The organism is Alistipes senegalensis JC50 (assembly GCF_025145645.1).
In the GTDB taxonomy this organism is placed as follows: domain Bacteria; phylum Bacteroidota; class Bacteroidia; order Bacteroidales; family Rikenellaceae; genus Alistipes; species Alistipes senegalensis.
This window is the reverse complement of record NZ_CP102252.1, coordinates 2485778-2506304: the sequence shown is the minus strand read 5'-3', so window position 1 is coordinate 2506304 and position 20527 is coordinate 2485778. Positions and strand designations below refer to the sequence as shown.

The window sequence follows — 20527 nt, the reverse complement described above, 5'->3', positions numbered from 1 at the left end:
TTCCATGGACAGACTCGACAAGACCGATTTGCAGATCCTGCGCATCCTGCAAGAGAACGCCCGCCTGACGACCAAGGAGCTCGCCGCACGTGTGCATCTCTCGCCCACGCCCGTATTCGAACGACTCAAGCGGCTCGACAACGAGGGCTATATCCGCAAATACGTCGCCGTGCTCGACGCCGAGAAGCTCCACTGCGGCTTCGTCGTCTTTTGCAGCGTAAAGCTCCGGCGCCTCAACCGCGACATCGCCGCCGAATTTACGCGCATCGTGCGCGGAATTCCCGAGGTCACCGAGTGCTACAACATCTCGGGCGACTACGACTATCTGCTGAAAATACACGCCCCCGACATGAAATACTATCAGGAGTTCACGCTCAACGTGTTGGGAACCATCGACAGCCTCGGGTCGCTCATGAGCACTTTCGTCATGGACGAGGTGAAACACGACTACGGCATCCCGATCGGGAACCTGTGACGCCCGCTGCCCAGCTCCCGGGAGCGTCTATTTCAGGTCGGCGAACAGCGCGAGAAGGGAGCCGAAAAGGAAGACGAACTTGCTGAGTTTGAGCCGCAGCGAACGATAGCCGCGGTACTTCTGGGTTTTGACCGTATTGATGCTGATGCCCAGCCGGCGGGCGATCTCCGCGCCCTTGAACCCGGCGATCGAGAGGCGTATGATCCGGCTCTGCTCCGAAGGCAGCGCGCGGATGTCGCTGTAAAGCCGGCGGATAACCTCCTCGCCGACCATTCCGGCAAGTAGCCCGGACTCCTCCTCGGGATCGACGTGGGGGGGGGAATTTCCGTCGCGCAGGCTCTGTTCGTGCATGTTGCGCAGCAACGATTCGCGGTTGCTGCGGTCACGCCTGTAAGCCAGCGAATTGCGGTAGACCGAACGGTAGAGGTAGGACGCAAGTTCGGGAAGCACCGAAAAGGTCCGGTCCGACTGCCACATCCGGAGCAGCAACTCCTGAACGAGATCCTCGGCGAAGGCGGCATCGCCCGTCAGCGACGCGGAGTAGGCGCAGAGCGCCTTGTAGTAACGGGCGTAAAGCTCCTCCCAGGCAGCGGGCTCTTTCCCGTTGACCCGGTTCACGAACTTTTCCGATTCCGTCGGTCTTCTCTCCATGACTGTTTTTCCGGCCTGTACAAAAGGGAGCTGTCTGCAAATATAGGCATTTTACACCGTATATATATGCGTTTCGGACATTTTTCTACGCAGTCCGGACATCGCCCGGCGTTACATTTTTCAACCAAAAACACGGGTCGGGACGATATTTATTCCGAATTCGGACCGACGATATGATAAATCGTCGCAAAAAGTTGCATTTCAATTAAATTTTCCTAATTTTGTAGAATCCGAATCACACCGCCGATCTTATGGAAAAACGCGAACTTTTACTCGGAGACGAAGCCCTCGCGCTGGGGGCGCTCCATGCGGGACTGTCGGGTGTCTATGCCTATCCGGGCACACCCTCGACCGAAATCACCGAATACATCCAGGGACATCCCCTCGCCGCCGCGCGCGGCGTCCACCGCACGTGGTCGTCGAACGAAAAGACGGCCGTGGAAGAGGCGCTCGGCATGTCGTTCGCCGGCAAACGCGCGCTGGTCTGCATGAAGCACGTGGGCATGAACGTGGCGGCCGACGCCTTCGTCAACTCGGCGATGACCGGGGCCAACGGCGGACTGGTCGTCGTGGCGGCCGACGACCCTTCGATGCACTCCTCGCAGAACGAGCAAGATTCACGCTTCTACGGGAAATTCGCCCTCGTGCCGACGTTCGAACCCTCGACGCAGCAGGAGGCTTACGACATGGCGAAGGCCGCGTTCGAACTCTCGGAGCGGTTCCGGATTCCGGTGCTGATGCGCCTGACGACCCGCATGGCCCACTCGCGGGCGGTGGTCGAGGTGACGGAGCCCCGGGCCGAAAACGAACTGCACGCGCCCGCCGACACCCGCCGGTGGGTGCTCATGCCGGGCAACTCGCGCGTGAGGTACAAAGGTCTGCTGGACGACTACGCCCGGCTGGAAGAGGCCGCCGCCGCGAGCCCGTTCAACGCCTATGCGGAGGGTCCGGACAAACGGCTGGGCATCATCGCCTGCGGCATCGCCCACAACTACGTGATGGAGAACTATCCCGACGGCTGTCCGCATCCGGTGCTGAAACTGTCGCAATACCCGCTGCCCCGCGATCTGGTGCGGCGCATGGCCTCGGAGTGCCAGGCGCTGCTCGTCGTCGAGGAGGGGCAGCCCGTCGTCGAGGAGGCCGTGCGGGGCGTACTACCGGGCCCCCTGCCGATCCGGGGCCGCCTGACAGGCGAACTGCCCCGCACCGGGGAGCTCACGCCCGACAGCGTGCGCGCGGCCCTCGGAATGGCCCCGCACCGGACGCACCCCGCCAGCGAGATCGTCGTTCCCCGTCCGCCCGCGCTGTGCCAGGGATGCGGACACCGCGACATGTACGCCGCGCTGACCGAGGTGGTCCGCGAGGAGTACCCCTCCGGCAGGGTTTTCAGCGACATCGGCTGCTACACGCTGGGGTGGCTGGCGCCGTTCCACGCCATCGACACCTGCGTGGACATGGGGGCCTCGATCACCATGGCCAAAGGCGCCGCCGACGCGGGACAGCACCCCTCGATCGCCGTGATCGGCGACTCGACCTTCACCCATTCGGGCATGACGGGGCTGCTGGACGCCGTGAACGAGCGGGCGAACATCACGGTCATCATCTCGGACAACCTCACGACGGGCATGACCGGCGGTCAGGATTCGGCCGGCACGGGGCGTCTCGAACAGATATGCGCCGGCATCGGCGTCGATCCGGAGCACATCCGCGTGACGGTACCGCTGCCCAAGAACCGCGAAGAGCTGAAAGCGATGATCCGCGAGGAGATCGCCTGGCCGGGCGTATCGGTCATCATCCCGCGCCGCGAGTGCATCCAGACCGCAAAAAGACATAACACGGCAAAAAAATAAAGGCTTATGAAACGCGACATCATACTTTCAGGAGTCGGAGGGCAAGGCATCCTCTCCATCGCCACCGTCATCGGACGGGCGGCCCTCGCCGAAGGGTTGCAGCTGAAGCAGGCCGAGGTCCACGGCATGAGCCAGCGGGGCGGCGACGTACAGTCGAACCTGCGCATCTCCTCGTCGGCGATCCATGCGGACCTCATCCCGCGGGGCAAGGCCGACCTCATCGTCTCGCTCGAACCGATGGAGGCGCTGCGCTACCTGCCGTGGCTGGCGCCCGACGGATGGGTCATCACCGGCACGGTTCCGGTGGTCAACATCCCCGACTACCCCGACGCCGAGGCCCTGCAACGCGAACTGGACTCCCTGCCGCACGCGGTGACGCTCGACACCGACGCCCTGGCCCGGGCCGCGGCATCGCCCCGTTCGGCCAACATGGTGCTGCTGGGCGCCGCCGCGCCGATGCTGGGCATCGGGACCGAGCGGCTCGAAGCGGGCATCCGCGACATCTTCGCACGCAAGGGCGAACAGGTGGTGGAGATGAACCTCGCGGCGTTCCGCGCCGGCTGCGAAGCGACCCGAAAACAGACGAAACGATGAAAATACCCTTCGACAGATCCTGTTTGCGCTCCGCATTGGAGCGGATGGACATCGCGGACATCGCGCAGGCCACGATCCGCCAGTCGGGCGACATCGCCCGCATGATGGAGCGCGAAACCGGCGCCGAGTTCCTCCACCTCGAAATGGGCGTGCCGGGACTGCCGCCCGAGCGCGTGGGCGTCGAGGCCGAATGCACGGCCCTGCAAGAGGGCGTCGCGTCGCGCTACCCCGCCATGCAGGGCATCCCGGAGCTGAAAAAGCAGGCTTCGCGCTTCCTCGAAGCCTTTCTCGGCGTGGAGATCGCCCCCGAAGGATGCGTCCCGACCGTCGGGTCGATGCAGGGCAGTTTCGCCGCGTTCCTGATGTGCTCGCAGCTCGACCCGGTCAAAAACAAGATTCTCTTCATCGACCCCGGATTCCCCGTGCAGCGCAGTCAGGTGCGCATCCTCGGCATCCCCTCGGAGTCGTTCGACATCTACGACTTCCGGGGCGAGAAACTGGGCCCGAAGATCGAGAGCTATCTCAGCGCGGGCGACGTGGCGGCCATCGTCTACTCGAACCCCAACAACCCGGCGTGGGTCTGCCTGACGGAGGAGGAGCTGCGCACGATCGGGGAGCTTGCCACGAAATACGACACCGTCGTCATCGAGGACCTCGCCTACCTCTGCATGGATTTCCGCAAGCCGCTGGGACGCCCCTTCGAACCGCCCTATCAGGCCACCGTCGCCCGCTACACGCAGAACTACATCCTGCTGGTCTCGGGTTCGAAGATATTCAGCTACGCCGGACAGCGGATCGCCGTGGCGGCCCTCTCCGAAACGCTCCACCGCCGCGATTATCCGGCCCTGCGCCGGCGCTACAACATCGGACGGTTAGGCGACGCCTTCGTGCTGGTCTTCCTCTACGCGGCCTCGTCGGGCACGAGCCATTCGGCGCAGCACGCTCTGGCGGCGATGTTCCGCGCGGCGGCCGACGGAGAGCTGGATTTCGTGAGCGAAGCCTCGGAATACGCCCGCCGCGCCCGGCTCACCAAGGAGGCGTTCCTCCGCCACGGCTTCCGCATCGTCTACGACAAAGACCGCGACGAGGCCGTCAGCGACGGATTCTTCTACACGGTGGGCTACGGCACGATGACCAGCGCCGAACTGCTGAGCGAACTGCTGCTCTGCGGCATCTGCGCCATCTCGCTCACCTCGACCGGCAGCCGCCAGCACGGCATCCGGGTCTGCGTCTCGCAGCTGAACCGCCCCGAACAGTTCGACCTGCTCGAAAAACGTTTGCGAATATTCGCCGAAACCCATAAATAGACGATTCCATGCGCTTTACGACTGCCGCGGAGGCGGTAAAACTCATCCGGTCCAACGACAGCGTCTACATTCAGGGCAGCACCTCGATTCCCGAGGCGCTCGTGGCCGCGATGGCCGACCGGGGCCCGGAACTCCGGGGCGTGAAGGTCTACTCGGCCTTCGCCGTGGGAGCCTTCGAGGCACCCTACTGCCGTCCCGAATACCGCGATTCGTTCCTCGTGAACAGCCTTTTCGTGGCCAACAACATCCGCCGCTGGCTGGCCGACGGCTACGGACAGTCGATCCCGGCCTTTCTGGGCGAGATTCCGGGGCTGTTCCGCGACGGCACGCTGCCCCTCGACTTCGCGCTCATCAACGTCTCGCCGCCCGACGCCGAGGGCTACTGCTCGTTCGGCGTCTCGGCCGATCTGGCGGTCTCGGCCGTGGAGTGCGCCAAGACCGTCATCGCACAGGTCAACAAGGCGATGCCCTACTCCTACGGCGACGCCGTGATCCACTCCTCGCGCTTCGCCGCGGCCGTGGAGGTCGATTCCCCGCTGGTGGAGGTCCCGACGGCCGTGCCCACCGAAACCGAACTCAAAATCGGCCGTTACATCGCCGAACTGATCCCCGACGGAGCCACGCTCCAAATCGGCGTCGGAGGCATCCCCAACGCCGTGCTGGGGGCCCTCCGCGACCACAAGCACCTGGGGCTCCACACCGAGGCGATGACCGACGGCGTGCTGCCGCTGCTGGAAAGCGGCGTGATCGACAACTCGCAGAAAGCGGTGATGCCCGGCGTGACGGTGGCGTCGCTGGCCCTGGGCTCGCGCCGGCTGTACGACTATATGGACTACCGCAAGGATCTGGTGATGAAGGACGTGGCGTGGACCAACGATCCGTTCCGCATCCGGCAGAACCCCCGGGTCATGGCCATCAACTCGGCCGTGGAGGTGGACCTCACGGGGCAGGTGTGCGCCGATTCGGTCGGCGAACGCATCATCTCGGGCGTGGGCGGCCAGCACGACTTCATGTACGGCGGTGCGTTGTCCGAAGGGGGCAAGACCTTCATCGCCATCCCCTCGACCACGCCCAGAGGCGAATCGAAAATCAAGGCGCTGCTGACACCCGGAGCGGGTGTCGTCACGACGCGCCACATGGTCCAGCACGTCGTCACCGAATACGGCGTGGCGCACCTCCGGGGCCGCAACCTCGCCGAACGGGCCCGGGCGCTGATCGCCGTGGCGCATCCCGCGGTCCGCGAAGAGCTGGAACGCGCCGCCGCGGAACGCTTCGGCTACTCGTTCCTGCGGATGAAACCGTAATCCCGTCCCGGCCCCGCGAGGCCGGGCTTTTTATAAAGAATATGTACAGGAAATACCTCTTTTTCGACCTCGACGGCACGCTGACCGACCCCATGCAGGGAATCACCCGCTCGGTGCAGTACGCCCTGCGCCATTTCGGCATCGACGAACCCGACCTGCGGAAACTCTGCCCCTTCATCGGGCCGCCGCTCGCCGATTCGTTCCGGGAACGCTACGGCATGAGCGACGCCGAAGCGGCCGAAGCCGTCACCAAATACCGCGAATACTACGCCCCGAAGGGCATCTTCGAAAACGACGTCTACCCGGGCATTCCCGAACTGCTGGCCGCGACGGCCGCCGCGGGATGCGTGAACGTGATGGCGACCTCGAAACCCACGCCGTTCGCCGAACGGATCGCCGAACACTTCGGCTTCGCCCGGTATTTCCGCCTCGTCAGCGGCAGCACGCTCGACGGCACGCGCACGACCAAATCCGACGTGATCCGCCACGCCCTCGGCACGCTGGGGATCGCCCCGCAGGAGGCCGTGATGATCGGCGACCGCCGCTACGACATCGAAGGAGCCGCCGAAACGGGCCTCGCCTCGATCGCCGTCGGATGGGGATACGCCGCGCCGGGCGAACTGGAAGCAGCCCGCCCCGACCGCTTCGCCCCCGACATCGAAACGCTCCGACGGCTGTTGATCGGACAACCCTCCGGAGCCGTTTACGATTCGTAAGCCCCCTCTTATCGGGGAGGGGCAACATTTTATTGATTTTCGATAAAAATAAATTGTTTTTCAAAAATTAATCCCTATATTTGCCCCCGCATGCGTAACGAACCGTTACCCGGCAACCCTCACCCGATGCGGACGGATTATGATCAAACTGGAAAACATCAACAAAACCTATAACAACGGTTCGCCGCTTCACGTGCTGAAGGGCATCGACCTCGAAGTCGGAAAAGGCGAACTGGTGTCGATCATGGGAGCCTCGGGTTCGGGCAAATCGACCCTGCTGAACATCCTCGGCATCCTCGACGACTACGACAGCGGCAGCTACTACCTCGCGGGCCGTCTCATCCGGAATCTCAACGAGACGCAGGCCGCCGCCGCGCGCAACCGGATGATCGGCTATATCTTCCAGTCGTTCAACCTCATCAACTACAAGAACGCCGTCGAAAACGTCGCCCTGCCGCTCTACTATCAGGGCGTCGCGCGCCGCAGACGCAACGCCCTGGCGCTGGAATACCTCGACATGCTGGGGCTGCGGGACTGGGCCTCGCACATGCCCAACGAGATGTCGGGCGGCCAGAAGCAGCGCGTGGCGATCGCCCGGGCGCTGATCAACCGGCCCGAAATCATCCTCGCCGACGAGCCCACGGGCGCGCTGGACAGCGCCACTTCGCAGGAGGTGATGGACCTCCTGCGCCGGGTCAACACCGACCTGGGCATGACCATCATCTGCGTCACCCACGAACAGTCGATCGCCGACCAGACCGACAAGATCATCCGTCTCAGGGACGGCGTCATCAGCAGCATCGACCAAACGGGCCTCGGAAAACGATGAGAGAACTGCTGCTGGAGATATGGACCTCGGTGCGGCGCAACAAGCTACGCACGTTCCTCACGGGCTTCTCGGTCGCGTGGGGCATCTTCATGCTCGTCATTCTGCTGGGCTCGGGCAACGGGCTGCAAAACGGCGTGCTGGCCAACTTCAACGACTACGCCACCAACTCCATCGACCTCTACGGCGGCCGGACCTCCGTGCCGTGGATGGGCTACGAGAAGGGACGCCGCATCCGGATGCGGAACAGCGACCTGGAGATTCTCGAACGGGAGTTCCCCGAGGTCGAGGAGGTCTCGGCCAACAAATGGCTCGACGGCAAGAAAGCCACCTACGGACACGAGTTCACCCAGGTCTGGCTGCGGGGATCGCTCCCGAAGGTGCAGCAGATGGAGGGCATCAAGCTCTCGGCCGGACGCTACATCAACGACGCCGACGTGAAGAACTACCGCAAAGTCATCGTCATCGACGAACCGATGCGCCGCATCCTCTTCAAGGGCGCCGACCCGTTGGGCCGGCAGATCAAGGTCGGGGGCCTCGTCTTCACGGTCGTCGGCGTCATGCAGGGCGACGCCCAGCGCAACAGCTCCTCGTGCACGATCCCCCTCACGACCGGGCAGCTGATCTACTCGGCCAACGACCCCGAGGTCAACAACGTCATCCTCACGCTGCGGGGCATCGACACCGACGAACAGATGGAGGATTTCGAAAAGCGCCTCATCCGCCGCCTCTCCGTCGAACACCACTTCGCCCCGGACGACCGCAGCGCCATCTGGATCAACAACACGATGGAGATGTACAAGAACATGATGGTCGTCTTCGGGGGCATCCACCTCTTCGTCTGGATCATCGGTCTGGGGACCCTGCTGGCGGGGATCGTCGGCGTGAGCAACATCATGCTCGTCACCGTCACCGAACGCACCGCCGAATTCGGCATCCGCAAGGCCCTCGGGGCGCGGCCGTCATCGATCATCCGCCTGATCCTCACCGAATCGGTCCTGATCACCGCGGCGTTCGGCTACCTGGGGATGGTGCTGGGCGTGGCCGTGATGGAGACTGTCGGTTATCTGCTCGACCGGATGCCGCAGCAGCAGGCCGGGGACGGCATGAACTCGGTGTTCCTCGACCCGACGCTCGATTTGAGCGTGGCCGTGAGCGCCACGGTGGTGCTGGTCGCCGCGGGACTCGTCGCCGGATACATCCCCGCCTACCGCGCGGCGCAGCTGAAAACGATCGACGCATTGAGATATAACAAATAAAGCAAAAACACACTTCGATGTACCAGTCGCTTACGACCGCTGTCCTTGCCGCCTGCGGCGTCATTTACAAATCTGACCCCACCCCGACCCTCCCTCAGGGAGGGAGACGGCGTACGCTCCCGACGGTCGGTGCAAGGGTGCATAAAATATAACCGCATAACAAATCGCCCGAACCATGTCCTTTTTCGACACAGACCGCTGGAACGAAATCTGGCAGACCATCGCCCGGAACCGCAAGCGCAGTATCATGACTGCGCTGGGGGTCTTCTGGGGCATCTTCATGCTGACGGTGATGCTGGGTGCGGGCATGGGGCTGGGGCGTCTGTTCCGGGCGCAGCTGGGCGACATGTCAACCAACACGCTGCTCATGCAGCCCCAGCAGACCGGCATCCCCTACAAGGGCATGCCCAAGAACCGCTGGTGGTGGATGAACAACGAAGACGTGGAGACGGTGAAGCGGCTCCCCGAGGTGCAGTACGCCTCGGCGGTGCTCTGGGGCCGCGAGGTCCACGCCAGCCACCGGGAGCACAAGGGCGACTACACGCTGATGGGCTACACGCCCGACTATCAGAAGATCAACCCGCAGAAAATCCTCTACGGACGCTTCATCAACGAGGTGGACATGGTGCAGAAGCGCAAATCGTGCGTCATCGGCACCCAGGTCTGGAAGGACCTGTTCCCCGGCGGGCAGGACCCCACGGGCAGGATCATCAAGCTGAGCGACACCCACTTCCGGGTGGTCGGCGTACTGCGCAAGCAGAGCACCGCCATGTCGTTCAGCGATGTCGAGCGCACGATCGTCGTGCCCGTATCGCTCGCCCAGCAGATGTTCGGGCGCGGCAACGGCATCGACATGCTCGCTGTGGCGGGACACGAGGAGACGCCGAGCCAAGAGGTTGACAAGGCGTGCCGCGAAGCGGTCTTCGCCCGCCACATCATCTCGCCCGAGGACGAAAAGGCCGTCTGGTCGATGGCCACGGCCGAGATCTTCGAGAAGGTGATGGGGCTCTTCCGCGGCATCGCGCTGCTGACGTGGATCGTGGGCCTCGGAACGCTGCTGGCGGGCATCGTCGGCGTGAGCAACATCATGCTGGTGCTCGTCAAGGAGCGCACGCAGGAGATCGGCATCCGCCGCGCGCTGGGCGCCCCGCCCCGGGCCATCATCGGGCAGATACTCTCGGAGAGTTTCGTGCTCACGTTCATCGCGGGAGTGCTGGGGCTCACGGCGGCCGTGGGGGTGCTCTCAGCGGCAGACTCGATCTATTACCAGGTCGTCACCGTGGCGCAGGACGGATTCGAAATCTCGTGGATGATCTCGTTCGGCACGGGAATCCTCGCCCTGGCGATCCTCGTGGCGGGGAGCCTGCTGGCGGGCGTCATCCCCGCGACCCGCGCCCTGAAGATCAAGGCCGTGGACGCCATCAGGGAGGAATAAACCTCCAATGAAGAATTAAAAATGAAAAATTAAAAATGATAGCCCTATGAAAAAATTCCTTAAGATTTTCGCAGCCGTCGTTTTCGCAGCGCTTTTACTGGGAACCTTCTGGTTCCTGTGGCAGAAAACCCGTCCGGCGAAGGTCGTCTATACGATCGTGGAGCCCGTGCCGGACACGCTCAAACAGTTCGTGGTGGCCACGGGCAAGGTCGAACCGCGCGACGAGGTGCTGATCAAGCCCCAGATCTCGGGCATCATCTCCAACGTCCGCAAGGAGGCCGGACAGTCGGTGAGCAAGGGCGAGGTGATCGCCACGGTGAAGGTCGTACCCGAAATGGGCCAGCTGTCGAGCGCCGAGTCGCGCGTCTCGGTGGCCGAAATCTCGCTGGCGCAGACCCGCCGTGAACACGACCGCACAACGGCCCTGCACGCGAAAGGCGTCGTCTCGGACGAGGAGGCCGAGCAGAGCCGCACCGCCCTCGCCAAGGCCGAAGAGGAGCTGCAAAACGCCAGGGAGAACCTCGAGATCGTGAAAAACGGCATATCGAGCCGCTTCAAGGAGCTGAGCAACACGCAGATACGTTCGACGATCGACGGCATGATCCTCGACGTGCCGATCAAGGTCGGCAACTCGGTGATTCAGGCCAACACGTTCAACGACGGCACGACGATCGCCACGGTGGCCGACATGTCGAACATGCTCTTCCGGGGCAACGTCGATGAGACGGACGTGGGCAAGCTCCGGGAGGGCATGCCCGTGAAACTCACCATCGGCGCATTGCAGAACGTCGAGCTGGACGCCCTGCTGGAATACGTCTCGCCGAAGGCCACCGAGGACAACGGCGTGGTGCTCTTCGAGGTCAAGGCGGCCGTGACGGTTCCGGACGAGGTTTTCGTGCGGGCGGGTTACAGCGCCAACGCCAGCGTGATGATCGAGAGCCGCGAAGGGGTGCTGACCCTCCCGGAGAGCACCGTGGAGTTCGAGGAGGGCAAGAGCTACGTCTACGTGCTGACCAGCGCCGAGGGGGCCGAGGAGCAGACTTTCGACAAACGCGAGGTGCAGCTGGGCCTTTCGGACGGCATAAACATCGAGATCAAGGAGGGCGTGACCGCCGGGGAGAAGATCCGCGGCGCCAAGGAGGACAAAAAGAAAAAGTAACCGCAAAAACACCGCATGATGAAAACCGGCATCTTATTCGCGGCCCTGTTCGCCGCCGTGGCGGCCTGTGCGCAGGGTGCGGCTCCGGAGGGCTCCGGGCAGTCGCCCGCGGCAAACGCCCCCTGGACGCTCGACGACTGCATCGGCTTCGCCCAGCGCAACAACATCGACGTGCAGCGGCGCACGTTGCAGGTCGAGAAGAGCGACGTGGATCTCTCGACGGCGAAATACAGCCGCCTGCCCGACCTGAACGCTTCGGTCGGCGCCGACGCCTCGTTCGGCCGCGTGCTGTCGAGCGACAACACCTATCAGACGAAGAACCAGACCTCGGGGTCGCTCAACGTCTCGGCCTCCATGCCCCTGTTTCAGGGCATGCGCATCAACCACCGGATCAAAGCCGGGAAACTGGACCTCGCGGCCGCCGTGCAGGACATGGAGCGCGCCCGCGAGGATGTGGCGATCAACGTCATGACGCTCTATCTGGAGGTGCTCTACAACAAGGAGATGGTCGGCGTGGCCGAACGCCAGCTGACGCTGAGCGAGCAGCAGGCCGGGCGGAGCCGGGCGCTGGCCGCCGCGGGCAAACAGCCCGAATCGGCCGTCTACGAGAGCGACGCCCTCGCGGCCGGCAGCCGCATGACCCTCACGCAGGCCCGCAACGACCTGCAACTGGCATTGCTCAACCTGAGCCAGGCCCTCAACCGCGAGAGCGCCGCCGGCTTCGACATCGTCGCCCCGGCGCTCGACAGCATGGACCTCGCCGCACTCCACCGCCTCGGTTCGGCCGACGAGGTCTACGCCTATGCCGCCGAAAACCGTCCGCACATCCGGGCCGAACGGCTGCGGCTCGAAAGTTCGGAACACGCGGTGGCGGTCGCCCGCTCGGCGCTCTACCCTTCGCTGTCGCTCTCGGGCGGATACGGCACGGGGGTTTACAGCGCCGACAAGGACAAGTTCTGGGCCCAGGTGCGCCACAACAGCCGCGAATACGTGGGGCTCTCGCTCAACGTTCCGATCTTCAACCGCCGGGCCGCGCGCAACGACATCCGCACGGCGCAGATCGCCGTGCGCAGCCAGCGGCTGGCCGTCACCGAAGCCGAACGCGAGCTGCGCAAACTGATCGAACAGGCGTGGTACAACGCCGACGCCTCCTACGCCAAATACCGCTCGGCCGATGCCGCCGCGGCATCGGCCCGGGTCGCCTTCGCCTACGAGGAGCGGAAAGCCGAAGCGGGCCGCTCGACCGTGTTCGACTTCAACGACGCCAAAACGCGCATGGAGAAGGCCGAAGCCGAGGCCGTGCAGGCCAAATACGAATTCGTATTCCGTTCGAAAATACTCGATTTCTACCGCGGGAAACCGCTGACGCTCTGAAAAAGCCCGCCCGCAATAAACAATTCGAAACAAATAGAGCGACCCGAAAAGGTCGCCCTATTGCCATCCGAAACATCAGTCCCAACAAAATCCCGGACGGCTTCCGGTAGTGAGTCCCGGACTTCCTCCGGCAGGAAAGTCCTTCGTGCGTCACTGAAATCTGTGTTTATCCCAGCGATACAAAGGTAGAACAAATTATTCGCCCCCACAAGCGACTGGGCGTTTCTGTATTCACGCCCGGCCGAATTGTTGCAATATAACACACGAAACGATGCCTCCGGCCGTATTCGGACTGCTTTTCGTCCGGCAAAAAGGCGGCAATCCCGAAAATTTGCCCTACTTTTGCAGCGTTTTCAACGACAACAGGATGGAATGGCTTAAAGAATTGCTCGTCGAGCACTCGGCACTGCAAGCCGTCGTGGTGATCTCGCTCATCTCGACGATCGGCATCGGACTGGGCAAGATCCGCTTCTTCGGAATCTCGCTCGGCACGGCTTTCATCTTCTTCGTGGGGATCATGGCCGGACACTTCGGGCTGTCGCTCGACCCGGCGATGCTGACCTACGCCGAAAGTTTCGGACTGGTGATCTTCGTTTACGCCCTCGGTCTGCAAGTGGGACCGGGCTTTTTCAGCTCGATGCGCGTCGATGGGCTGCGGCTGATGTCGCCGGCCATCGCCGTCGTACTGCTCGGCACGGCGCTGGCCGTGGGGCTGAGCTACGCCTTCAAGATCCCGATGTCCGACATGTCGGGCATCCTCTGCGGCGCGACGACCAACACCCCGGCGCTGGGTGCCGCACAACAGGCCCTGCAACAAATGGGGATGGACACCAACGGCGCCGCGCTGAGCTGCGCCGTGGCCTACCCGCTGGGGGTCGTGGGCGTCATTCTAGCCATGATTTTCCTGCGCAAACTCTTCGTGCGCCCCGCAGACATGCCGGGCCCCGACGCCGAACACCACAAGAACGTCTTCATCGCCAGCTACCGCCTGACCAATCCCGCCGTCTTCGGCAAAAGCGTGCACGAAATCGCGGTCCACAGCCACCACCACTTCGTCATCTCGCGCCTGTGGCGCGACGGGCGGGTGTCGATCCCCACGTCGGACATGACGCTCGACGCGGGCGACGTGATCCTCGTGATCACCACCCCCGGCGACGCCGACGCCCTGCGGCTGATCTTCGGCGAGCAGGAACAGAAGGACTGGAACAAGGAGAACATCGACTGGAACGCCGTGGACCGCCAGCTGATCTCGCAGCGCATCCTGGTGACACGCCCCGAGATCAACGGCAAGAAACTCTCGCAGCTGCGCCTGCGGAACAACTACGGCATCAACATCAGCCGCGTCTACCGTTCGGGCGTGCAGCTGCTGGCGACGCCCGACCTGCGGCTCCAGATGGGCGACCGCCTGACGGTGGTGGGCGAAGCGCAGGCGATCCGCAATGTCGAGAAAATCCTCGGCAACGCCGTGAAGAGCCTCAACGAACCCAACCTCGTGGCGGTCTTCATCGGTCTGATCCTCGGTCTGACGCTCGGAAGCATCCCCATAGCCATCCCCGGCATCTCGATCCCCGTGAAACTGGGTCTCGCCGGCGGCCCGATCATCGTCGGCATCCTCATCGGCACGTTCGGACCCCGGCTCCACATGATCACCTACACCACGCAGAGCGCCAACCTGATGCTCCGCGCCCTGGGGCTCTCGATGTACCTCGCCTGCCTCGGGCTCGACGCCGGAACGCATTTCTTCGAAACCGTCATGCGGCCCGAAGGAGCACTGTGGATCGCCGTCGGATTCGTGCTGACCTTCGTCCCGGTGGTGCTGGTCGGGCTGTTCGCCCTCCGGGCGCTGAAGGTCGATTTCGGCTCGGTGTCGGGACTGCTGTGCGGCAGCATGGCCAACCCAATGGCCCTGAACTATGCCAACGACACCATCGAAGGCGACAACCCCTCGGTCTCCTACGCCACAGTCTACCCCGTCTGCATGTTCCTGCGCGTGATCATCATTCAGGTGATGCTGATGCTGGTGCTTTAGCCTCCGGCGAAGTGCCCTGCGGCGCGGGCGGCGTGTTTTGCGATGCAGGCGGCACATCGCCCTGCGGTGCCGGAGCGCGCAGCGAAACGACATCCGCACCCGAGGGATTCTGAAAGACCCTCAGCCCGAATTCAGGGATCACGGCCAGCACATGGTCGAAAACATCCGACTGTATCCTCTCGTAATCCACCCAGACGACCGTATCGGTAAAGAAATAGAGCTGCATCGGAAGCCCCGTTTCCGTCGGTTGCAGCTGGCGCACCATCAGCGTCATCGACTTGTTCACCGGCACCTCGTTTTGCAGGTAGCGCACCAGATAGGCCCGGAAAACCCCAAGGTTGGTCTGGTGCAGTCCGTTGACCCGCCGTTCGGCGGCCCCGATGCCGTGCGCGGCGTTGTAGGCTTCGATCCGCCGCTCGGTCTCCTCGACATAGTCCTTGATGAGGTCGATGGTGCGGTAATGGTCCAGCATCTCGGGGGTGCAGAAACGCACGCTGGTCATGTCGATCGACACCGAGCGCATCACGCGCCGCCCGCCCGAGAGCTGCATGGCGTGCCAGTTCGTAAAGGAATCGGTCGTCAGCAGATAAGGCGGCAGCATGACGAGCGTGTTGTCCCAGTTGCGGATTTTGACCGTCGTCAACGACACCTCCTCGACGTTTCCGTCGGCGCCGTACTTCGGGACCGAGATCCAGTCCCCGACTTTGAGCATGTCGTTGGCCGAGAGCTGGATGCCCGACACGAATCCGAGGATGCTGTCGCGGAAGATCAGCATCAGCACGGCCGCCGAGGCCCCCAGCCCCGTGAGCAGGATGGTCGGCGATTTGTCGAGCAGGATCGAAACGATCAGGATAGCGCAGATCAGCGCCGCAATGCCCTGCGCCGTCTGCCGCAGGCCCTTGATGGGTTTGTTCTGCCACGCCGGGCGCGACGCGGCGATATGGAAAGCGGCGTAAAGCAGGGCGCTGACGAAGCGGAAGACCGTGACGACGATATAGACCTGCATGAGCCGCATCACGATGACGCGGCCGGAGGATTTCTCCTCGAAGACGACCGGCAGCACCACCGCCAGCAGGATAGCGCTCAGAATGTGGCACATGCGGTTGAGAACCGGAACGCTGAAAAGCGTGTCGTCCCACTTGGCCCGGGTGCGCGTGACGAGTTTGCGCACTCCGCGCACGATCCCCAGCCGCAGCAGCAGATCGAAGAGCACGGCGGCCAGCACGACCAGCGCGAAAGCCACCCAGCGGTCCCAGCCGTCATCGGCGGCCGAGGTCGCGCCCAGCCACTCCAAAAGAGAATCGGTCCAGCGTTTCAGATGAGTTTGCATACTCCCGCCACGACGCAATTTCCGCGCCACGGGCGCAGGCGCAAGAGACCCTTCTATCCGAGCACCAGCTTCACTTCGCCTTCGAAATTGGGCGTGAAGATCCCTTCGCCCAGATTCTCTCGAATCTCCTGCGGAGACCAGAAGCGTCCGCCGTCGAGTTCGCCGCTCGGACGGACCGGACCGTCGCAGACCGCCCGGAAGACATGGACCAACTCGCGCTCGCGCTCCGAACGGAACTCGTAGACGGCGACCGCCTCGGGCGTGAACTCCGTGATGCCCAGCTCCTCGCGGACCTCGCGCCGCAGGGCTTCGGCGATCGTCTCGCCGTAGTCCACATGTCCGCCCACGGCCGTATCCCACCGCCCCGGCTGGATGTCCTTCCAAAGGGGACGCTTCTGCAAGTAGAGCTCCCCGCTCGAATTGAAGACGTGGAGGTGCACCACCGGGTGCAGCAGCATCGAACCGCCGTGGCACTCGCCGCGCGTGGCCCGGCCGACGACCTTTCCGGCGGAATCGACCACGGGAAAGACCTCTTCGCTGTTATCGCAGTTCATGGCGGGGATATTTACGGATGTAAACCATGACGGCCGCCATGCCCAGCAACACGAAAGCCGCGCCGGGCAGCGCCGTATATTCATAGCCGAGTCCGCGGCCGATCGGCAGGCCGCCGACGTAGGCTCCCAGGGCGTTGCCCAGATTGAAAGCCACCTGCACGAGGGCCGCGCCGAGCATCTCGCCGCCGCGCGAGTTTTCGAGGATCAACAGCTGCTGGGGCGACGAGACGCAGAAGAGGCAGGCCGTCGTCAGACACATCAGCGCCACCGAGAGGTAGGGAACATGCGCCCCGAAGAAGATGCCGACGAGTGCCAGACAGGCCGTGCCGAGCGTGAAGCGCACGACCTTCTCGGGCGAGAAGCGGTCGGCATAGTGGCCGCCGACGATATTGCCGGCGAACATGCCGAAACCAGCGAGCATGATGATAAGCGTCAGGTCGTCGGGGCGGAATCCGGAGGTATGGAGCATCAGCGGGCTGACATAGCTGTACCAGCAGAAGATGCCGCCGTTGCCGAGCATCACCGACGCCAGCACCAGCCACGGAGCGGCGCTTTTCAGGAACCGGAACTGTCCCTTCATCCCCGTATCGGGCAGCGCGGGCAGGGCCGGGACCCACAATTTCACGAGCAACATGGCCACAGCGCCCCACACGGCGACGATCCCGAACGTGGCGCGCCACGTCACGGCGCCGCTGATGTAGGTTCCCAGCGGCACGCCGAAAAGATTGGCGACGGTCATGCCCACGACCATGATCGACACGGCCTCGGCGCGTCTGCCCTTGTCGGCGACACGCTCGGCGACGATCGACCCCACGCCGAAGAAGGCCCCGTGGGGAAGCCCCGAGATAAAACGCATGGCCAGCAGAGTCCAGTAGTTCGGCGAAAGCGCCGCGCAGGCGTTGCCGAGAATGATCAGGCCCGTGAGGGCCAGCAGAATGTGTTTCAGCGGCCGCGTGCGGGCCACCAGCACCGTGAGGGGCGCCCCGAAGCAGACGCCCAGCGCATAGGCGGAGATCAGGTGCCCCGCTTCGGGAATCGAGACGCCGAGGCTGCGGGCGATGTCGGGCAGGATGCCCATCATCACGAACTCCGCCATGCCGAGCGCCAATGTCCCGAAAGCCAAAGCGATCAGACTTTTCTTCATCGGAAAATAACCTTTAACAACTAACCGGCCGCAAAAATAGCACAAAAAAGGTGAAAAGTTTCTGCCTCTTTTCACCTTTTCCGATTTTTCAGAGCCGGGGCCCCGACTCCCGCGGCTGGCCGACTTCGAAGCCCAGAGCCCGCATCCACTCCACCGTGGCGGCATCGACCTGATCGTTGCGGTCGGTCCAGCGGCGCTCCTCGATCAGCCGCTTCTTGCGCTCTTCGAGGTTCTTCAGCAGCGGGAAATCCGGATGGGGCAGCTGCGACCGGGCCTCGCGCTGCGAGGGGCGGATCGTGCGGTCGAAAACGTCGGCCTGCGTCGGACGCCGCGCGCCCTCCCACTTGAATCCCTTGAGGAAAAGCTCCTGATCGGGCGGGATCTTGTCCATCGGATAGATGTTCCAGTCGGGGTCCTTGCGGTAGACGATCGTCACGACCTGCTTGTCCTCGATGTAGAACGAGCAGTCGCCGCTCTCGATGACGCCGACGCCCGTGATCTGGGGCGGTTCGCCGTCCTGCATGTAGTAGATCGTCCGGGCATTGCCGTTGACATCGTTGCGGTAGATGGCATTGTCGCGGAAATAAGCCGTCATCTGCTTGCCCGCCACCTGGTTGTAATGGAGCGTGTCCAGCTCGGCGACCATCATGGGCGTGCCGACGAACTCGGCGCGCGTGATCTGCTGATTCTCGGTGAAAACATCCATCACGTCGGAGGTGATCTGGTTGGACTGGTTCCACAGCACGGGGTCGATGTACATGTGGATCGTCGAATCGGTGCTGATGGCCGTGATCGAGTCGCAGACGGCCTGGAAATCAGAACGGTAGATGCGCACGTCGCGGAAACCTTTCAGCAGGCGGTAGACCGAATCGGCGGGCACGGCCAGCGAATCGGCCGAATCGGCGGGAATCGTCATCGCCAGCGAGTCGGCGGCCAGCGAATCGGCCGTCAGCATCAGCAGCGAATCCATCTCCGAGGCATTGCGGTCGATCAGCGAGTCGATCTCGCGCAGCGCCGTGGAGTCGATCGGTATCACCTTGCCCTTGCGGGCCGCACGGGCCTGCCGGGCGCGCAGTTTCGATTCGGCCTTGAGCCTGCGGGCCGCCAAACGCTTCTCCTCGCGCTCCTTTTGGGCCAGCAGCTTGGCCGTGGCCTTCTCCTGCCGCTTGGCAGCTATCTGTTCGAGTTTCTCTTTCTTGGCTTTGGCCGCAGCGGCTTTCAGGGCGGCTTTGGCCTTGATCTCCTGCTCTTTCAGGTAGGCTTTCCGGGCGTCGCCGACCAGCGTATCGAGAGGATCGACCGCCGGAACGGCCAGCGAATCGGTTCCCCGCAGCGAATCGGGAAGTTCCGGACGGCTCAGCGAGTCGAGCATTCGGGACCGCTCCACGGAATCGGCCCCGGAGAGGGGCTTCGTGTGTCCGGGCGAATCCGTCACGCTCCTGTCGGCCGGCAGGGAATCGGCCCTGTGAACGGGATGCCCGCCCGTGGAATCCGGCGTCACGCGCGCCAGAGAGTCGGCTTTCGCCGCCTCGGCGGCCCGGCGCAGGGCGTTTTCGTTGATTGTGAAGAGGAACATCGAATCGGCGCGCATGAAGAGCGAATCGCCCTGCGAAAGGTCGTAGCTCACCACGGCAGGACGCCGCGTGAGGATCGCATCGCCCGGCTCTTTCCAATACTCGCCGTAATCGCCAAAAGCCAGCACCTTGTGTTCGGTGTCGTCCAGCTGGAGGTCGTGCCGCAGAATCACGTGGTCCTTGGCGCGGTAAAAATCGAGGCTGTCGCTCCATATCTCCTGCTTTTCGGTCAGGATATAGCCGTTGCGCGTGACGATATAGAGCGTGTCGAGCTTGTCGTAAGCCCCCCGGTCGGCGTAGAGGTAGTCGCCGTCCTTGTTCCAGATGTTGGTGTGTTCGAAGAAGAAAGCGTTGTCCGTGGTCATGTCGTAGACCACCGAATCGCCTTTGAGTTCGTACTCGTCGTTGCGCATCTCCACACGATCGACGGCGATCAGCTCCTTCGTATCGGCATAGTAGTAGCCCCGGACCGATTCGAGCAGGTTCTCGCGGTTCAGCATCACGCCGCCGTCGTCGAACTCGCCGACGTTGCTCTTGGTGTTGAAGAGGAATTTATAGGTGTAGAGCGTGGCGTCGCCGTCCACCACCTTGATGATGTCCGAATAGACCCGCGCCTCGTTCACATCGCCGTCGTACTCGGCCCGGTCGCCGTAAATGTAGGTCGTATTCTTGTTGATGAGCACGTTGCCGAAGAACTCGATGCGCATGTCCGAATAGCGGACGGCCGAGTCGCAGGTGATGACGGCGCCGTTGTGCTGTGCGGCGAAGTTGCCCACCAGAAAGACCACCGAGTCGCCCGGAGCCACGGGGCCCATCAGGTCCGATTTGAGGTCGATGAGCTTCTTCTCGCCCTCCCCGGGCGCAGGAGCCTGCATGACACTGCGCGCCGAAAGCACGCCGGCGGCAGCCAGCGCCACAGCGGCTATGGACACGAGCCTGCGCACGG

At 63.3% G+C, this 20527-nt stretch carries 17 protein-coding genes; 12 read left to right on the top strand and 5 right to left on the bottom strand.

The window, feature by feature from the left end; all coding sequences use genetic code 11:
- The first annotated feature begins 4 nt into the window (after window positions 1-4).
- Complete coding sequence (locus NQ519_RS09840) at window positions 5-475, top strand: Lrp/AsnC family transcriptional regulator (protein ID WP_019151319.1); 471 nt, start codon at window positions 5-7, stop codon at window positions 473-475.
- 27 nt (window positions 476-502) lie between these two features.
- Here NQ519_RS09840 and NQ519_RS09835 read toward each other — a convergent pair whose 3' ends face one another.
- Window positions 503-1126 carry an RNA polymerase sigma factor gene (locus tag NQ519_RS09835; protein WP_019151320.1) on the bottom strand — a complete coding sequence of 208 codons (624 nt, stop codon included), beginning with the start codon at window positions 1124-1126 and terminating at the stop codon, window positions 503-505.
- Between the two features lie 251 nt (window positions 1127-1377).
- Here NQ519_RS09835 and NQ519_RS09830 point away from each other — a divergent pair, with 251 nt between their 5' ends.
- From NQ519_RS09830 to NQ519_RS09780, 11 genes are all read left to right on the top strand, one after another.
- Window positions 1378-2976, top strand: coding sequence for a thiamine pyrophosphate-dependent enzyme (locus tag NQ519_RS09830; RefSeq protein WP_019151321.1), 1599 nt, complete (start codon window positions 1378-1380; stop codon window positions 2974-2976).
- Window positions 2977-2982: 6 nt separating this feature from the next.
- Window positions 2983-3570 (top strand): indolepyruvate oxidoreductase subunit beta, encoded by a 588-nt coding sequence (locus NQ519_RS09825; RefSeq protein ID WP_019151322.1) that lies wholly within the window; start codon window positions 2983-2985, stop codon window positions 3568-3570.
- Window positions 3567-4877: an aminotransferase class I/II-fold pyridoxal phosphate-dependent enzyme gene (locus tag NQ519_RS09820; protein ID WP_026076647.1), complete on the top strand. Its 1311-nt coding sequence runs from the start codon at window positions 3567-3569 to the stop codon at window positions 4875-4877. The genes NQ519_RS09825 and NQ519_RS09820 overlap by 4 nt, the downstream gene beginning before the upstream one ends.
- 8 nt (window positions 4878-4885) lie before the next feature.
- Complete coding sequence (locus tag NQ519_RS09815; RefSeq protein ID WP_019151324.1) at window positions 4886-6181, top strand: acetyl-CoA hydrolase/transferase family protein; 1296 nt, start codon at window positions 4886-4888, stop codon at window positions 6179-6181.
- Window positions 6182-6222: 41 nt separating this feature from the next.
- Window positions 6223-6897, top strand: a complete 675-nt coding sequence (locus tag NQ519_RS09810) for an HAD family hydrolase (RefSeq protein ID WP_019151325.1) — start codon at window positions 6223-6225, stop codon at window positions 6895-6897.
- 139 nt (window positions 6898-7036) lie between these two features.
- Complete coding sequence (locus tag NQ519_RS09805) at window positions 7037-7726, top strand: ABC transporter ATP-binding protein (RefSeq protein ID WP_019151326.1); 690 nt, start codon at window positions 7037-7039, stop codon at window positions 7724-7726.
- A complete protein-coding gene (locus tag NQ519_RS09800; RefSeq protein ID WP_019151327.1) occupies window positions 7723-8982 on the top strand; it encodes an ABC transporter permease in 1260 nt (419 codons plus the stop codon). The genes NQ519_RS09805 and NQ519_RS09800 overlap by 4 nt, the downstream gene beginning before the upstream one ends.
- 175 nt (window positions 8983-9157) lie before the next feature.
- Window positions 9158-10417 (top strand): ABC transporter permease, encoded by a 1260-nt coding sequence (locus NQ519_RS09795; RefSeq protein WP_019151328.1) that lies wholly within the window; start codon window positions 9158-9160, stop codon window positions 10415-10417.
- Between the two features lie 46 nt (window positions 10418-10463).
- On the top strand, window positions 10464-11576 hold the full coding sequence (locus NQ519_RS09790) for an efflux RND transporter periplasmic adaptor subunit (protein ID WP_019151329.1): 1113 nt from the start codon (window positions 10464-10466) through the stop codon (window positions 11574-11576).
- Between the two features lie 15 nt (window positions 11577-11591).
- Complete coding sequence (locus tag NQ519_RS09785; protein WP_019151330.1) at window positions 11592-12950, top strand: TolC family protein; 1359 nt, start codon at window positions 11592-11594, stop codon at window positions 12948-12950.
- A gap of 367 nt (window positions 12951-13317) precedes the next feature.
- Entirely contained in the window at window positions 13318-14979 is a 1662-nt protein-coding gene (locus tag NQ519_RS09780) for a putative transporter (RefSeq protein ID WP_026076649.1), read from the top strand.
- Here NQ519_RS09780 and NQ519_RS09775 read toward each other — a convergent pair.
- The 4 genes from NQ519_RS09775 to NQ519_RS09760 form a co-directional block, all read right to left on the bottom strand.
- A complete protein-coding gene (locus tag NQ519_RS09775; protein WP_026076650.1) occupies window positions 14948-16309 on the bottom strand; it encodes a mechanosensitive ion channel family protein in 1362 nt (453 codons plus the stop codon). The two genes, NQ519_RS09780 and NQ519_RS09775, sit on opposite strands and share 32 nt — an antisense overlap.
- A gap of 53 nt (window positions 16310-16362) precedes the next feature.
- Window positions 16363-16863, bottom strand: a complete 501-nt coding sequence (locus NQ519_RS09770) for an NUDIX hydrolase (RefSeq protein WP_019151333.1) — start codon at window positions 16861-16863, stop codon at window positions 16363-16365.
- Window positions 16850-18007 (bottom strand): MFS transporter AraJ, encoded by a 1158-nt coding sequence (gene araJ, locus NQ519_RS09765; protein WP_019151334.1) that lies wholly within the window; start codon window positions 18005-18007, stop codon window positions 16850-16852. The genes NQ519_RS09770 and araJ overlap by 14 nt, the downstream gene beginning before the upstream one ends.
- Before the next feature lie 88 nt (window positions 18008-18095).
- Complete coding sequence (locus tag NQ519_RS09760; RefSeq protein ID WP_019151335.1) at window positions 18096-20525, bottom strand: OstA-like protein; 2430 nt, start codon at window positions 20523-20525, stop codon at window positions 18096-18098.
- Between the last annotated feature and the right edge of the window lie 2 nt (window positions 20526-20527).

Coding starts and splice junctions, on each gene's coding strand:
- NQ519_RS09805 (WP_019151326.1), top strand. CDS start 7,037: ATGATCAAACTGGAAAACATCAACAAAACCTATAACAACGGTTCGCCG.
- NQ519_RS09830 (WP_019151321.1), top strand. CDS start 1,378: ATGGAAAAACGCGAACTTTTACTCGGAGACGAAGCCCTCGCGCTGGGG.
- NQ519_RS09840 (WP_019151319.1), top strand. CDS start 5: ATGGACAGACTCGACAAGACCGATTTGCAGATCCTGCGCATCCTGCAA.
- NQ519_RS09780 (WP_026076649.1), top strand. CDS start 13,318: ATGGAATGGCTTAAAGAATTGCTCGTCGAGCACTCGGCACTGCAAGCC.
- NQ519_RS09775 (WP_026076650.1), bottom strand. CDS start 16,309: ATGCAAACTCATCTGAAACGCTGGACCGATTCTCTTTTGGAGTGGCTG.
- NQ519_RS09790 (WP_019151329.1), top strand. CDS start 10,464: ATGAAAAAATTCCTTAAGATTTTCGCAGCCGTCGTTTTCGCAGCGCTT.
- NQ519_RS09810 (WP_019151325.1), top strand. CDS start 6,223: ATGTACAGGAAATACCTCTTTTTCGACCTCGACGGCACGCTGACCGAC.
- NQ519_RS09800 (WP_019151327.1), top strand. CDS start 7,723: ATGAGAGAACTGCTGCTGGAGATATGGACCTCGGTGCGGCGCAACAAG.
- NQ519_RS09825 (WP_019151322.1), top strand. CDS start 2,983: ATGAAACGCGACATCATACTTTCAGGAGTCGGAGGGCAAGGCATCCTC.
- NQ519_RS09795 (WP_019151328.1), top strand. CDS start 9,158: ATGTCCTTTTTCGACACAGACCGCTGGAACGAAATCTGGCAGACCATC.
- NQ519_RS09815 (WP_019151324.1), top strand. CDS start 4,886: ATGCGCTTTACGACTGCCGCGGAGGCGGTAAAACTCATCCGGTCCAAC.
- NQ519_RS09770 (WP_019151333.1), bottom strand. CDS start 16,863: ATGAACTGCGATAACAGCGAAGAGGTCTTTCCCGTGGTCGATTCCGCC.
- NQ519_RS09785 (WP_019151330.1), top strand. CDS start 11,592: ATGATGAAAACCGGCATCTTATTCGCGGCCCTGTTCGCCGCCGTGGCG.
- NQ519_RS09820 (WP_026076647.1), top strand. CDS start 3,567: ATGAAAATACCCTTCGACAGATCCTGTTTGCGCTCCGCATTGGAGCGG.
- araJ (WP_019151334.1), bottom strand. CDS start 18,007: ATGAAGAAAAGTCTGATCGCTTTGGCTTTCGGGACATTGGCGCTCGGC.
- NQ519_RS09835 (WP_019151320.1), bottom strand. CDS start 1,126: ATGGAGAGAAGACCGACGGAATCGGAAAAGTTCGTGAACCGGGTCAAC.